The sequence below is a fragment of the Pseudomonas sp. SAR267 genome (assembly GCF_052077595.1).
Lineage (GTDB): Bacteria > Pseudomonadota > Gammaproteobacteria > Pseudomonadales > Pseudomonadaceae > Aquipseudomonas > Aquipseudomonas vlassakiae.
On record NZ_JBQIHU010000001.1, the window covers coordinates 718250 to 732399 of the forward strand.

Here is a 14150-nt window from a genome sequence, read left to right on the forward strand (position 1 = left end):
ACCCAAGACACTGGAAGCTGTCAACCAACTTGGCCTGACAGCCAGGTTTTATCCAGCGGCAGCGGCGCTAGGGCGTTCATTCCAAGAATCTGAATGGATGATGTTTCCATCCTTGAAAGCCCAAGTAATCTTCTCGTAGCGCAACTCGACCAATTCCAAGTGATTGTGTCTCTCTTTCTCTGGATCTTTGACGTCATGCATTTTTGGTGCAACTTTCACGACCTTGACGTTTTCCAGTTTGGTGTTGAAATACTCTACCTCCTGCCCGGCACCATTGATTTTGTACCATTTGAATTCCGCTTTTTTAAGCGTCTGCCCGGTCGTCACGGCCTTGTAGAGGTACGGAGAAGAGGCGTCTATCTCCTTGGTGAAAACAAATGGCGTATGGATGCGAGTACCGGTTAACTTGCCGGTATTGTTATCAGTGGGGATATACAGATCATGATCTTGACCGACCACTTCAACACTACCTTCGCGGCCCTTTACATCCACCGAGCCTTTGATATCGGCCCCGCCATCGTCTTTCAGCCACAGGTAAATAGGAATAGCCATCTATAAGTTCCTCATTTCAAGCGTTGGAAGTCGCGGAATGCGACAGGGGTTGCAGTCCTGAGGCCGTCGCCGAGGACTGACAAGCCCCCGCCTCCGGCACCAGGCGAATTTCAACTCGGCGATTGGCCGACCGTCCTTGTTCCGTGTCATTGCTTGCAACGGGCTCGCTCGCCCCCAAGCCTTGTACAGCGAAGCAATTGCTGGGTATGTCACCCATGTGTTGAATCCAGTCGTGAACCGCAGCAGCGCGTGCTCGCGACAAGCGCAGGTTCTGTTCGTCACGACCCGTCGCATCCGTGTGGCCCGTGATCACAATCAACCAACCTGGCTGGGCCTTGATGCCCGCCAACGACTTCACCAGGACCTTGGTCGACTCTGGCTTCAACTGCGCGCTGCCACTGTTGAACAGCGACAAACTGTCCAGGCGAACCGTGCGTGGCTTGTCAGGCAATCCTTGAGGCACGGGCGGGGTGCGGTGGCCGTTGATCGCAGACAGCAGTGACGGACGTAATCTTTCGCCTTGGTAAAGCCCGATACCCAGTGACCATGGCTCTCCCTGGCGGTAGTAGTGATCCAGGCGCTGCGCATCCTGGCGAAGCACCATCAGTGCCTCTTGACGCTGCGATATGTTGTCCGAATCGGGGCTCAGCGAAGCGGTGCTGTAGCGTCGCAAATCATCGGTGACCTGACGCATCAAGAGCGTGTTCTGCCTCGCCGAACTGATCAATGCGACGCAAGCCGCTAGCACGAACAACCAGACCCCAATCACCACAGCCCTGCTTCGCGGACTGTACGGAGCCCTGCCGGGCAGCAAATGAAGCAGTGCATCAGGAAAGGGTAACGACGCGTTTGCGTAATTAGCGCCATCACGACTGTAGGAAAGGCCGGTCCGCTGCTGGAGCCAACGGTGCCAAATATTGCTGTCACGCGCCCCCTCAGTCTTGGGAACAAAGGCAACCGCAAGGGTGAGCGCAGTTTCGATCCCCTGATGGGAATTGCCTATGTCCATTTCCGGCAAGCATGCTTCGTTCAACCAACCGACGGCAGCGTTCAATTGCACCGTGGTTCGTAGTCGACCAGCCTGGCGCTCAGGATCTTTGCCCCTGCGCTGCCATTCGGACAGGCTCAGGCATTCACCTGCCTCGCGTACTTGCACACTCGACGCTTCAGCCTCCCAGCTGAACCAGGGCGAAGCCCCCGTCGCGCTGTGGAAATAGCCCACAACCAGCAGCGGCAGCGGTATACCTCGCTTGCGCAATATTGCGAGCTGGTGGCACAAGCTTTGTATCTGGCTCGCAAGCACTGCGCCGTCAGTGTGGGCACTGGGGGTTACGACCCACATGACGCTGAGCTGCCCACTCCACTCTGGCTGCGCCAGCAAGAGATCGGCTACGGTTGCGGGTAACTTCGAAAGGTCGGGCACTGGCACATAACATCCCTCCCCTGTTATTCGTGGAGCCAACTGCTCGGCAGACAAGGCCTCAAACAGTTCAGCCAAACCATCGCCGACCACTAGAACAACGGGATGACAATACGATCCGGCAGGCAGGCTGACACCACTGCTCCGCTGCAGCTGTGTACGTTTTTCGGCAGCACGCGAAATCCGGCGCCAACCCAACATCATCAAAGCAGTGACCACCAGGGCAGCGATGGCTTGAACCTCTACAGCCATCGGCAGCATGGCAATCAACAACAAGGACAGCGCACCGGCCCACAGCCAAAGCCCTTGTTTGTGTATCTGCGGCATATCCTCACTCCTGCGCCGGCAAGAGTGAGGCCACCGCCTCACTTAACGCGTTATCAAGCCACCACCAGGCGCCTACCAACAGGGCAGTGGCCATCACGATGTGAACCAGAGGAGAGCGCAACCATCCCCAGATCGGCATCCGCGGACCAGTGCCTAAAGGGATCACCAACGACTGGCTTGTGACCAGAGGCGGCACCTCGGCAGAGATGGCGGTCAACAGTTGCTGCCGCTCCGGATGGTTGACTTCTCGGTAACGCCCCAGGAATCCAAGCATCAGGACTCGATGAAATACGGTGAGTACGTGAGGATGCACAGAGGCTTCTCGCAGCGCACTGCGGATATCTTCGTAAAGCGACTCACCCGCCTGGTGGCTACTGAAAAACTTTGCCTGCAAGGTCTCCATCGCCCAATCCTCATGGGCTCGACCCTCCGCGCAAGCAAGCACCGTCTCGTCCAGCAGGGCACATTGCGCATGGCTGATCAGATCGATGCTACGGCGATCCAGACCACGCTCCTGAAGCACGGCGCGTATATGCTCGACATCGGCAACACAACGCGCCCAAAGCTGGGGACTACTGTGCGCCTCGGTACCGTGACGCAACTCGACTACCCGCAGATAGGTATCCTGCATCAGCGCGTCGATATCCACCTTGGCTGCGGCGTTCTTTTGTGTCGCACGATTCATGAGCGAAGCACCGCGAACAATTCGAGCTGGACATCCTGAAACACGCTCGGTACATAGAGCGCACAGACCCCATCAGCCAGCATCGCCCGCCCTTTCGCGTGGCTGAGGTCGAGTGCGAAGTACTGATTTTCCAGACGTAGCGGTATTGCCGCCGGCACATGGCTCAAAGGTTTCAGCGGAACGCCATCGAGCGCCGCATTGACGAGACGGTCCACGTCATCAGGGGAACCGACCTTGCACAGCCGGGGGAACTGGCTTTGAATTTGAACGGCCGGCAGCCGGCAGCGAACCGAGAGATAGAAGTCAGCACCTTCTGGCTCTAGCAAGCGTGGATCGCTCAGGGAAACCTGCCAACGGTTTGCGCTGCGTACCTCCAGGGTCAAGGCCAGCACACGTGACGGCAGGCTCGCCTCTAGCAACGTAGAAAGGGTACGCATCAACGGCGGGAAAACGGCTTGAAGATCTGCGTGCTGGTAGGCAGGTATGTCCTCTATATGCTGGTCCAACGAGAAGGTCAGCAGACCACCTGCAAACTTCACCAACTGCTGATACACCTGCTCCGGGTGCCGACCAGGGTGCGCTTTCAGGTCGGCCAACACTGGCTGATAAGTGTTCAGCGCATTGAGCAACCAGAACAATGTGACATCCGCAACAGCAAAATCCGCCATGCGCTGGTTGCTCTCCCGGCGCATCCCCATCAACCGCTCACGCTTGGCGGACAGCTGGGTCAGCAAGTTGTCGAGCTGAAGCAACAACCCGGCATGCGCATCAAACCTGAGCAAGGGCGGGATGTAGGTATCATCCATTGCCCACCCATCCCGGCCATCACGCAGCAAACGGGCCACCGGGCACGTGAGATAATCCGCATTATCGTCGTCAGCCAGTCGCAAGCTCAGCGCATGCTCGAGCACGCTGATTGACTGCATTTCCCCGGAGTAGAGATCCTTGGTATCACGCCAAACCTGGTGATATCTGACAGGCCGCTCAGCGCTGCTGCCCTCAAGCAGGCAGTTGTTACCATTGGCCTGCTCCAGTGGCAAAGCGAGCACAACCGTTGCCGTCTGGATATCACCGGGTAATACCCGAGAGAGTTCCAGGGCACCGGGCAGTCGATCCAACCGATCGGTGTCAATCAAAGTACCCTCTGGCAGGCACAATTGAAGCCGAGTGGCCATCAGCTTGCCCAACCTCAGCGCCTCTGAATCAAACGCCACATTGCGGATACCCCAAGGGTGGACCAAGGCCAGTGAGGCAATACTCTGATTAGTCCACGATTCAAAGCGGGCCTGCTGCTGAAACTGCTGCGCAGACAACACCACTCCGGACGCCCATAAAGGCCGATCGATTTTCACGTCGTACACTCCTGCAACCGCAATCAAGATTTTGCTTTGGGCATCTGCGAAACCAAGGAGAGGTTGATGTCCATACCCTCAACCTGGAAATGCGGCACAGCAAACGACTTGACTCTGAAGAAGCCCGGATTGTCATCAATGTCTTCGACAACCACTTTGGCTTGCCTTAGCGGGTGAGATGCCTGCAAGTCATCCCCTGGGTCCGTCATCTCGGTGACCAAACCGCCTACCCACCTGTTCAGCTCCAACTCCAACAGACGACGGTCTTTGGTGGTACCGATATTCTCCCGCTGGATCAGTTTCAAATAATGTGCAATGCGAGAAAGCAGGAACACATAGGGCAAGCGCGAATTGATACGGCTATTCGCCGTGGCCTCTGCGGTGTCATAGATGGCCGGCTTATGCGCTGAGTTAGCCGAGAAGAAACACGCGTAGTCGCGATTCTTGTAATACGAAAGTGGTATCAAGCCCAGGTTGGCAAACTCAAATTCTCGGGTCTCCGGGATCATCACTTCCGAAGGGATCTTGACTTGACTACCAGTCCCCATGTCGTACAAATGGATCGGCAAGTTCGTGACAGCGCCACCGGACTGCGGTCCTCGAATCTGCACGCACCAGCCATTGGCGATAAAGCTCTTAACCATGTTGGCTGCGAATGCAAAGGTCGAATTCACCCACAGGTATTTACTGTGGTCCGGCCCCTTGACCTGCTCCACATAGTTAAAGAGTCGCACCGGGTTCGTGTCAGGCCCATAAGGCAGGCGCCCCAACACACGGGGCATCGTCGCCCCCACGTAACGGGCGTCATCGCTTTGCGCAAAGGCATGCCATTTAATGTATTCAGCGCGATCCATGTAGTTGCCGATATCCTTGATCGCGGCAACCTCCTCCATGGTGTCCTTGCCGAAGAACGCCGGGCCAACCGAGCACAGGAAGGGCATGTGCGCGGCGGCTGCCACTTTCGAAACATTCCGCAACAGCGCGATATCTTGCGCCCCCCGCCCAAATTCGTAATTCGAAACCGCCGCCGCGATGGGCTCACCGCCAGGCGTATCGTATTCCTGGGTGTAGGTATGCAGATACATACCGCTTTGAGAAATTTCCGGCGCGTCCTCAAAGTCCTGCATCAAATGCGCTTTGCTGATATCCAGCAGCTCGATCCGAACGTTCTGACGAAAATCCGTTTGATCAATCAACGACTTCGCGCCACGCCAGATTGATTCGACCCTCTGAAAATCCGGGTGATGCATGACCTTGTCCAGCTGGCTGCTGATCTGAGCGTCAATCGAGGCGATGTGCTCATCCAGCAGAGCCCTGTCCAGTTTCTCCACCTTCGGCGAGACTTGCTTGAGCCGGTCCAGAAAAACGCTCACCGATGCCGTCACACGTTCATTAGCCGTCGCTTCTGACAACGCATCGACATTTTGGAACGCTTCAATGCGGCCCATCTGCTCAAGCGGCTCAAGGTTTATTCTTTCAAACAGCGCGTGATAGACGCTCTGGTTTTGTTCCACCTGCACGGTGGCGCCACGCACTTGCGCAGAAGATTGTTCTTCGGACATTTATTAGCTTCCCGTCTGTCGAGATGATGGTTTTAGCGCTCGCTTTGCGGCGCAAGGGCGGCGAGCTCCCTACGCAACTCGTCACTTAACGCTTCATCTTTAAGTATCCGCTCCAGTTCAGCACGAAACGTGGCGTTATCCAGAAGATTGGCCTTCAACTCGCGCAGTAAATTCCGCATCGCCAACAGTGCACGCAACTGGGGGATCTGTCGGGCAACCTGCTCTGGTTCAAAGTCCTTCATGCGCTGAAAGCTCAGTTCGACCGGCGTCTCGCCACCGCCTCCCGACAGCGTATCTTCAACGATAAGCTTGAGACGTGGAGAGAGTTCGGATAGCACACTGTCGAAATTATGCTTATTGATATTTACCTTCGGCCGCTCTGACAGCGGGCGCTGCTCCTTGCCGTTGCTGTAGTCCCCCATCAGCATGAGCTTAAGCGGAAGTTCCACCTTGCGTTGGGCACCGCCAGTGTGCAGATCTAGCTTGATATTGACCCGCGCCTTCGGCACTTCATTTTGAAAGCTGTTTGAAGCCATATATTCTCCTAAAACAGGACCCCCTGGCGAGGATTAGAAAAAAGTTAGCGACCCTCAAGACTCGTCGAGTTTCAAACCCAAATGTACCACTGCGCACGGAACCATCTCCTCGCCAAACCATGGCGTAATTTTCCACAGTGCGCTACCCCCTTGTAAAAATAGAGAAGCGTCCTACAAAAATCAGTCAAAACCACACTGAACTACAGAAGCCGTATCAACCGCACCAACACAACTACATATCCAATGGAAACAGCCCAATCGCTGCTCAGACATTGACCTACATCAACACAATCAGCATCAAACCAAACCAACTTCCGCCACACACAAGCAACAATATATTTCAAGTCGCCCGCATATAATCAGATACTTCCTACAAACTCGAACAAGCACCCTGAAATAAGAAAACTCGAAAGCACACTCGCCGCCGACTAGGATTCGAGCCCGATGTATTGCAGGATGAACTCGCCGCTCATTAAACTTCTGAAGAATTTTCTGCACGGTTATGATGGAAACGTCCTACAGCATCAGTTAATGCCTTCCGACTTCATGGCGTTTCAACGACGGGCGCGGTGCAAGAGGCGTTGGCGGAACTGGAAGTGGCGCAGCGGAGCCGCTCAAGGAGGAAGAAAAAACTGGTGTTCGCCACGGCGCCAAGGACACCGGTGCCGCGCGTGAGGATGGGGGATCAGACACTGGCGTGGGGCGCCAGGATGAGACGAGCAAGCTGATGAGTGTACTGGGCCGCCAAGGGGGCCAAAGATCTGATGTAGACCTCAAGACACAATAAACCTGCACGGTCCACTGCGGCTTCAGCCGCGAAGCAAGCGCCGCGGTCCATGGCACGGGCTTTGCCCGTGTTCGCGGGCAAGCCCGCTCCCACAGGAATCGCGCCAGCTTTCAACATTTGAGCAAGACAGTTCCTCCCACAGAGACAGGAGCAGGCTTGCCTCACCTTCCTCCGCGCAACATCTCCACCGGCACATACTTGCCGATCTCGTACTTGCCGATCGCCGCCCGGTGCACCTCATCCGGCCCATCGGCCAGGCGCAGGGTGCGTTGCATGGCGTACATGTAGGCCAGCGGGAAATCACCACTCACCCCTGCCCCACCGTGCATCTGGATGGCCCGGTCGATCACCTTCAACGCCACATTCGGCGCCACCACCTTGATCTGCGCAATCTCGCTGCGCGCGACCTTGTTGCCGACGGTGTCCATCATGTACGCCGCCTTCAGCGTCAGCAGGCGCGCCATGTCGATCTCCATGCGCGAGTCGGCGATCTTGTCGACGTTGCCGCCCAGGCGCGCCAGGGGCCGGCCAAAGGCCGTGCGTTCGACCGAGCGCTTGCACATCAGCTCCAGCGCCCGCTCGGCCATGCCGATCGAGCGCATGCAATGGTGGATACGGCCTGGGCCAAGGCGCCCCTGGGCAATCTCGAAACCACGCCCCTCGCCGAGGACCACGTTTTCATACGGCACCCGCACGTTCTCGAACAGCACCTCGGCATGACCGTGGGGTGCATCGTCATAGCCAAATACCGGCAACGGGCGGACGATCTTCACCCCCGCTGCATCGGTCGGTACCAGCACCATCGAATGCTGCTGATGGCGCGGACCATCGGGGTTGGACAGGCCCATGAAGATCATCACCTTGCAGCGTGGGTCGCAGGCACCGGAGGTCCACCACTTGCGGCCGTTGATCACCCACTCGTCGCCATCACGCACTGCGGTAGCGGCCATGTTGGTCGCGTCCGAAGACGCCACGTCCGGTTCTGTCATGGCGAATGCCGAGCGGATTTCACCCCGCAGCAGCGGCTCCAGCCACTGGCGCTTCTGCGCCTCGCTGCCATACCGCACCAGCACTTCCATGTTGCCGGTGTCCGGTGCCGAGCAGTTGAACGGCTCCGGGCCCAGCAGCGAACGGCCCATGATCTCGGCCAACGGTGCGTATTCCAGATTGCTCAGACCAGCGCCGTACTCCGACTCGGGCAGGAACAGGTTCCACAAACCCTCGGCACGGGCCTTGGCCTTGAGCTCTTCCATGATCGCGGTGGGTTGCCAGCGGTCGCCCTCGGCGACCTGGCGCTCGAACACCGGTTCGGCGGGATAGACATAAGCATCCATGAAGGCGCTGACGCGCTCTCGCAGTGCCTGGACCTTGGGCGAATAGGCGAAATCCATCGGGGTTACCTTCACGGTTCGAAGTACATGCGCAGAGCCTAGAGCAGCCAGCCTCGATCTACCTAGCCTATTTTCAGCGTGTATAAACATTCATAACCGATATATGATCGGCCAATAATTCCAACAAAGAGCGGCGCCATGAACCTCAGCAAGGTCGACCTCAATCTGTTCATCGTCTTCGACGCGATCTACACCGAAGCCAACCTGACCCGCGCCGGGCAGATCGTCGGCATCACCCAGCCGGCGGTGTCCAACGCCCTGTCCCGGCTGCGCGAAACCTTCAACGATCCGCTGTTCGTACGTACCGCCCAGGGCATGGTGCCCACGCCCATGGCCCAGAACATCATCGGCCCGGTGCGCAATGCCCTGGCGCTGCTGCGCACCTCGGTGCAGGAAAGCCGCATCTTCAACCCGCAGCAGGCCAACAAGACCTTCCGCATCAGCATGACCGACCTGACCGAGGCGGTGATCCTGCCGCCACTGTTCCAGCGTCTGCGCCGCCTGGCCCCGGCAGTGCTGATCGAAAGCTTCCTGTGCAAACGCCGGGAAACCACCAAGGAACTGGCCGCCGGGCGCCTGGACTTCGCCGTCGATGCCCCGCTGAACACCGACCCGCAGGTGCGCCACGTCAAGCTGATGCAGGACCGCTACGTCTGCGCGCTGCGCCAGGACCACCCGTTGGCCGATACCAAGCTGACCCTCGACAACTATCTGGGCATGACCCATATCCATATCTCCAGCCGCCGCAACGGCCTGGGCTACGTCGACCTGGCACTGGGCAAGATGGGCGTGCAACGCAAGGTCGCGCTGCGCTCCCAGCATTACCTGATGGCTTCGCAGGTGTTGCAGCAGACCGACATGGCCATGACCGTGCCCGAGCGCTTCGCCCGCCGCCACCAGCTGCGTTTCCAGCCGCTGCCGGTGGAGGTGCCAGCGCTGGAGACTCACCTGTACTGGCATGAGAGCACCGATCAGGACCCGGCCAACCGCTGGATGCGCGAGCAAATCATCGAATTGTGCGAGCGCGTGGTGGCCGAAGAAGAACGGGCGCTGGAGCCTGCCTGAAGCGCTCATGGCATTGTGGGCTCGCCTGGGCCCACAGAGAGAAAAAGCATTTCTAACTGATTTATCAGCGGAGAAAAAAATTCTCCATTAACCGGCTATCTGCAGCATAAATAGCAAAATCATTTTTCCACAAGCGCTTAGGCTTGATGCAACGATTGCCGACACCACGGCAACATTGCACGGATCCGCCCCATGCCTAGCGCCCCCCTCTATTTCGACTACGCCGCCACCACTCCGGTCGACGACCGGGTCATCGAAACCATGCTCACCTGCCTCGGTCGCCAGGTTAACTTCGGCAACCCCGCCTCCAGTGGCCACGCCTACGGCCAGGCCGCACGCGAAGTGGTCGAGCAGGCCCGTCGGCAAGTGGCCGAGCGGGTTGGCGCCCGCGCCGACGACATTGTCTGGACATCGGGCGCCACCGAGTCGAACAACCTGGCACTCAAGGGCATCGCCCAGGGCATGGCCCAGCCTGGCCACTTGATCACCAGCCAGCTGGAGCACAAGGCCGTGCTCGATACGGTCAAGGAACTGGAGCGCCAGGGCTGGGCCATCACCCGCCTGGCGCCGGACGCCGGCGGCCTGATCCAGCCCTACGCCGTGCAGGCTGCGCTGCGCGCGGACACCCGCCTGGTGTCGCTGATGGCCGTCAACAATGAACTGGGCACTGTCACCGATTTCGCTGCCATTGGCGAACGGGTTCGCGCCCATGGCGCCCTGCTGCATGTGGATGCGGCCCAGGCGGTCGGCAAGCTGGCCATTGACCTGCAGGCAATGGCGGTGGACCTGATGTCGTTTTCGGCGCACAAGGTCTATGGGCCAAAAGGTATCGGCGCTTTGTATGTCGGGCCTCGCGCCCGTGAATTGATGCGTGCGCAGATCCACGGTGGCGGGCATGAGCAAGGGCTGCGCTCGGGTACCTTGCCGACGCACCAGATCGTCGGCATGGGCAGTGCCTTCGCCCTGGCCGGTGAGCCGGGTGACAGCGAGCACCAGCGTATCGAACATTTGGCCAAGCGCCTGCGTGATGGGTTGCTGGCATTGCCGGGGGTCAGCCTCAATGGCTGCGCCCTGCAGCGGATCCCTCACACCCTGAACCTGTGCATCGAAGCCAACGGTTTCAACAGCATGGCCTTGGCCAGTGAACTGGCGCTGTCGACCACATCGGCTTGCAACTCGGCGAGCAATGCCGCTTCGCATGTGCTGTTGGCGCTGGGGCTCGATGAAGCGCGGGCACGCAAGAGCGTGCGCGTGAGTATCGGGCGGTTTACCAGCGAGGCCGAGGTGGACACGGCGATCGCGGTGTTCGGGCGGGCTTTGACGGCGGCTTCGGCCGCGCTTTGGTAGCTGCCGCTCAGTCCTTGTTCGCGTTGAGTGCCACGGCTGACCGGATCAGGTTGATGAACGCCTGTTCGTCGATTTCATCTCCTTCGAACACGTCGATGGCGCGGCGCGTGTTGCCGTCGAGGCTGGCATTGAACAGGCCTGCGGGGTCGGCCAGTCGCGCGCCTTTGGCGAAGGTCAGCTTGAGCTTGTCCTTGTAGCTTTCACCGGTGCAGAGGATGCCGGCGTGGGACCAGACCGGGACGCCACGCCATTTCACTTCCTCCAGCACGTCGGGGTCGGCCTGGTGGATCAGGGCTCGCAGACGTGCGAGGGCCGGGCCGCGCCAGTCGTCCAGGACGGCGATGCGGGCGTCGATCTGTTCGCTGGGGGTCAGGTCAGGCATGGTGAGATCCAGAAGCGGTCAGTGGGCTTCTCAGTATCGTTCATGCATGACGAATGTGTCGGCAGTGCTGGCCTCTTCGCGGGTAAACCCGCTCCCACAAGGTCTCCACCGGCTTCAAGGTCGGTGATATCCCTGTGGGAGCGGGTTTACCCGCGAAGAGGCCGCCACTGCCGATAACGCACTTACAGGAAGGTGAAGACTGTCGACGCCGGCAGGCGCGATTTGCTCAGCCCGGCATTGAAGTCCGCCTCGCTGCGATAGCCCAGGCTCAATACCACGACGCTGCTGTAGCCCTGCTCACGCAGCCCCAGCTCAGCATCCATCACCTTGCTATCAAACCCTTCGATCGGCGTCGCATCCAGCCCATGTGCCGCAGCACCCAGCAGCGCGGTGCCCAAGGCCAGGTAGGTCTGCTTCTCCATCCAGTGCTGCAGGTCTTTCTGATCGAAACGGTGCAGGTCCACATAGCCGCGACGGCTCTGGTTCTGCCCTGCCCGTGCCTGATCGTCGCGGAAGCGGCCATCGGCCTGTTCCTGCTCAAGCACCGCATTCAGGTGCGCCTCGGTCATATCGGTGCGGGTGCAGAATACGACTACATGCGAAGCATCGAGGATTTTCGGCGAGTTGTAGGCAAAACGGCCGTCGGTGGCCTTGGCCAGGCGGGCCTTGCCTTCGGCGCTGTCGGCGACAACGAAATGCCAAGGCTGCGAGTTGACCGAGGACGGGCTGTGGCGCAGCTGTTCGAGCAGCGCATCGACCGTGGCCTGGGGAATCTTGCGGGCGGCATCGTAGGCCTTGGTGGTGTAACGGCGCTTGGCCAGGGAGACGGTATCCATGCTGCAACTCCAGTTAACGAAGGGATTTGTCGCGCATCTTATCTTTCCTGCAAACCGGAAAAAGCGGCAGAATGCAGCAACACTTTACCTTGCGGAGTGAAAATGCTTCGTTTCACCGACCTCGAACTGTTCGTGCGCAGCAGCGCCCTTGGCAGCTTCACCGCCGCTGCCCATGAGGCTGACCTGTTGCCCGGGCAAGTGGCCGCCGCGATCAAGCGCCTGGAGCGCGACCTCGACGTGCGCCTGTTCGCCCGCACCACCCGCAGCCTGCGCCTGACCGCCGAGGGCGAACTCTACCTGCCCACCGCCCAGCGCGTGCTCGACACCCTGCGCCAGGGCCACGAACAGCTGCACGGCAGCCACAGCACCTTGCGCGGGGTGTTGCAGGTGTCCGCGCCTTCCGACATCGGCCGCAACCTGTTGCTGCCCTGGCTCAGTGCGTTTCGCCGCGAGCACCCGGCGTTGAGCCTGCGCTTCTTCCTTTCCGACCAGATGGCCGATTTCAGCCGTGACCCGGTGGACATCGCCATCCGCTATGGCCTCAACCAGGACGCCAACTATATCGCCCTGCCGCTGGCGCCCTGGAACCGTCGCGTGGTGGTGGCATCCCCCGCCTACCTGGCCCGCCACGGCCGCCCCCGCACAGCCGAAGAGCTGCAACAGCATCACTGCCTGCTGTACCTGCAGCACAACCGCGTATACGACAAATGGCAGCTGGGCAACCGCACCGTGCAGGTGCGCGGGCCGTTGGTCAGCGACGACGCCGACGTGGTGCGGCGCTGGGCGCTGGAAGGTGAAGGCATCGTCTACAAGTCGTGGCTGGACGTCAGTGCCAACATCGCCGCCGGCGAACTGGAAGTCCTGTTGCCGGAGCATCAGGGCGAAGCCACGCCGGTGACGCTGGTGTGCCCGCACCGCAAGCAGCTGTCGCCCGCGGTGACGCAACTGCACTTGTGGCTGCGCGAGCGTTTTGCCGCGCTGCAGCCTGCACAATTGTTCTAAACCGGCTAACGCATCTGGAGTAAGGTGAACTGCCCTCCCCGTCAGCAGCGCAGCGCCATGAGCAACTGGGATCGACCTCAAGCAGGACGCCGACACCGGCATCGAGTCGGTTCGCGCGCATTTTGTCGGGCACGCCTACGACCCGCACTGGCACGACAGCTTTCTGGTCGGTTTCACCGAGCAGGGCGTGCAGCAGTTCAACTGCCGTCGGGTTCGCCACCAGAGCACTGCAGGCCAGGTCTTCCTGCTCGAACCCGGCGACCTTCACGACGGCCATGCCCCGACTGCCGAAGGCTTCACCTACTCGACCCTGTACCTTGAACCGAACTGGCTGGACACCGAGCTGCGGGCGCTGTTCGAACAGGCCCCCGGTGACAGCCTGCCGCGTTTCGCCGACACCTTGTGCCACGACCAGCGCCTGGCCCACGCTATCGCCCTGGCGTTCCAGGCGGTGCATGGCCAGGAGTTGCGCATCGTGCGCCAGACGGCCATGGACACCCTGCTGGCCACCTTGACCCGCCACCTGCACTGGCGCAAGCGCCTCAACCCCGACCCGCGCCTACCACTGACCGCACAGCGGGCGCGTGATTTCCTGCACGCCCATTTCGACCAGGACATCGGCCTGGAGCAGGTTGCCCAGGCCTGTGGGGTCGACCGTTTCCGCCTGACCCGCGCCTTCAAGGCGGCCTTCGGCCTGGCGCCCCATGCCTACCTGGTCCAGCTGCGGCTGGCCCGTGCCCGGCGCCTGCTTGCTCACGGCCAGACACCTGCCGAGGTGGCCATGACCCTTGGCTTTGCCGACCAGAGCCACCTGGGTCGCTGGTTCCGTCGTGCCTATCGGCTGACCCCGGCCGACTACCGACGCCGCTGCTCAAACCTTCCAGACTGACAAGCCGTCAATGGCGA

13 protein-coding genes are annotated in these 14150 nt (G+C 59.9%); 4 read left to right on the forward strand and 9 right to left on the reverse strand.

Translation table 11 applies throughout. The features are described 5' to 3' along the window. Positions 1–48: 48 nt before the first annotated feature. The 7 genes from ACTORR_RS03730 to ACTORR_RS03760 form a co-directional block, all read right to left on the reverse strand. The gene (locus ACTORR_RS03730) at positions 49–552 is read right to left on the reverse strand and encodes an Hcp family type VI secretion system effector (RefSeq protein WP_313364708.1); all 504 of its coding nucleotides are present in this window, start codon (positions 550–552) and stop codon (positions 49–51) included. 16 nt (positions 553–568) lie between these two features. Then, complete coding sequence (locus ACTORR_RS03735; protein WP_313364707.1) at positions 569–2299, reverse strand: OmpA family protein; 1731 nt, start codon at positions 2297–2299, stop codon at positions 569–571. A 4-nt stretch (positions 2300–2303) separates the two neighbouring features. After that, positions 2304–2984, reverse strand: a complete 681-nt coding sequence (gene tssL / locus ACTORR_RS03740) for a type VI secretion system protein TssL, short form (RefSeq protein ID WP_313364706.1) — start codon at positions 2982–2984, stop codon at positions 2304–2306. Then, complete coding sequence (gene tssK / locus ACTORR_RS03745; protein WP_313364705.1) at positions 2981–4336, reverse strand: type VI secretion system baseplate subunit TssK; 1356 nt, start codon at positions 4334–4336, stop codon at positions 2981–2983. Before tssK ends, tssL begins: the two co-directional genes overlap by 4 nt. 23 nt (positions 4337–4359) lie before the next feature. Beyond that, positions 4360–5898 carry a type VI secretion system contractile sheath large subunit gene (gene tssC / locus ACTORR_RS03750; protein WP_441343549.1) on the reverse strand — a complete coding sequence of 513 codons (1539 nt, stop codon included), beginning with the start codon at positions 5896–5898 and terminating at the stop codon, positions 4360–4362. A gap of 32 nt (positions 5899–5930) precedes the next feature. After that, a complete protein-coding gene (gene tssB, locus ACTORR_RS03755) occupies positions 5931–6434 on the reverse strand; it encodes a type VI secretion system contractile sheath small subunit (RefSeq protein WP_313364704.1) in 504 nt (167 codons plus the stop codon). Between the two features lie 948 nt (positions 6435–7382). Beyond that, positions 7383–8612: an acyl-CoA dehydrogenase gene (locus ACTORR_RS03760; protein WP_099813448.1), complete on the reverse strand. Its 1230-nt coding sequence runs from the start codon at positions 8610–8612 to the stop codon at positions 7383–7385. 138 nt (positions 8613–8750) lie between these two features. On the opposite strand from ACTORR_RS03760, the gene ACTORR_RS03765 reads away from it, so the two are divergent. Further along, entirely contained in the window at positions 8751–9677 is a 927-nt protein-coding gene (locus ACTORR_RS03765; protein WP_313364703.1) for a LysR family transcriptional regulator, read from the forward strand. Positions 9678–9869: 192 nt separating this feature from the next. Continuing rightward, on the forward strand, positions 9870–11024 hold the full coding sequence (locus ACTORR_RS03770) for a cysteine desulfurase family protein (RefSeq protein ID WP_054886366.1): 1155 nt from the start codon (positions 9870–9872) through the stop codon (positions 11022–11024). A 7-nt stretch (positions 11025–11031) separates the two neighbouring features. Here the strand turns inward: ACTORR_RS03770 and ACTORR_RS03775 are convergent, their stop codons facing one another. Both ACTORR_RS03775 and nfsB read right to left on the reverse strand, forming a co-directional pair. Beyond that, a complete protein-coding gene (locus ACTORR_RS03775; protein WP_099813447.1) occupies positions 11032–11406 on the reverse strand; it encodes a DUF1801 domain-containing protein in 375 nt (124 codons plus the stop codon). Positions 11407–11588: 182 nt separating this feature from the next. Then, positions 11589–12242: an oxygen-insensitive NAD(P)H nitroreductase gene (nfsB, locus tag ACTORR_RS03780; protein WP_262108412.1), complete on the reverse strand. Its 654-nt coding sequence runs from the start codon at positions 12240–12242 to the stop codon at positions 11589–11591. Between the two features lie 102 nt (positions 12243–12344). On the opposite strand from nfsB, the gene ACTORR_RS03785 reads away from it, so the two are divergent. Continuing rightward, positions 12345–13244, forward strand: a complete 900-nt coding sequence (locus ACTORR_RS03785; protein ID WP_313364702.1) for a LysR family transcriptional regulator — start codon at positions 12345–12347, stop codon at positions 13242–13244. 70 nt (positions 13245–13314) lie between these two features. Further along, positions 13315–14133, forward strand: a complete 819-nt coding sequence (locus ACTORR_RS03790) for an AraC family transcriptional regulator (RefSeq protein ID WP_409521016.1) — start codon at positions 13315–13317, stop codon at positions 14131–14133. The last annotated feature ends 17 nt before the right edge of the window (positions 14134–14150 follow it).

What these genes read in the sequence shown, in the direction of transcription:
- ACTORR_RS03730 (WP_313364708.1), bottom strand. Translation starts at nt 552, where the DNA reads ATGGCTATTCCTATTTACCTGTGGCTGAAAGACGATGGCGGGGCCGAT.
- ACTORR_RS03735 (WP_313364707.1), bottom strand. Translation starts at nt 2,299, where the DNA reads ATGCCGCAGATACACAAACAAGGGCTTTGGCTGTGGGCCGGTGCGCTG.
- tssL (WP_313364706.1), bottom strand. Translation starts at nt 2,984, where the DNA reads ATGAATCGTGCGACACAAAAGAACGCCGCAGCCAAGGTGGATATCGAC.
- tssC (WP_441343549.1), bottom strand. Translation starts at nt 5,898, where the DNA reads ATGTCCGAAGAACAATCTTCTGCGCAAGTGCGTGGCGCCACCGTGCAG.
- tssB (WP_313364704.1), bottom strand. Translation starts at nt 6,434, where the DNA reads ATGGCTTCAAACAGCTTTCAAAATGAAGTGCCGAAGGCGCGGGTCAAT.
- ACTORR_RS03760 (WP_099813448.1), bottom strand. Translation starts at nt 8,612, where the DNA reads ATGGATTTCGCCTATTCGCCCAAGGTCCAGGCACTGCGAGAGCGCGTC.
- ACTORR_RS03765 (WP_313364703.1), top strand. Translation starts at nt 8,751, where the DNA reads ATGAACCTCAGCAAGGTCGACCTCAATCTGTTCATCGTCTTCGACGCG.
- ACTORR_RS03770 (WP_054886366.1), top strand. Translation starts at nt 9,870, where the DNA reads ATGCCTAGCGCCCCCCTCTATTTCGACTACGCCGCCACCACTCCGGTC.
- ACTORR_RS03775 (WP_099813447.1), bottom strand. Translation starts at nt 11,406, where the DNA reads ATGCCTGACCTGACCCCCAGCGAACAGATCGACGCCCGCATCGCCGTC.
- nfsB (WP_262108412.1), bottom strand. Translation starts at nt 12,242, where the DNA reads ATGGATACCGTCTCCCTGGCCAAGCGCCGTTACACCACCAAGGCCTAC.
- ACTORR_RS03785 (WP_313364702.1), top strand. Translation starts at nt 12,345, where the DNA reads ATGCTTCGTTTCACCGACCTCGAACTGTTCGTGCGCAGCAGCGCCCTT.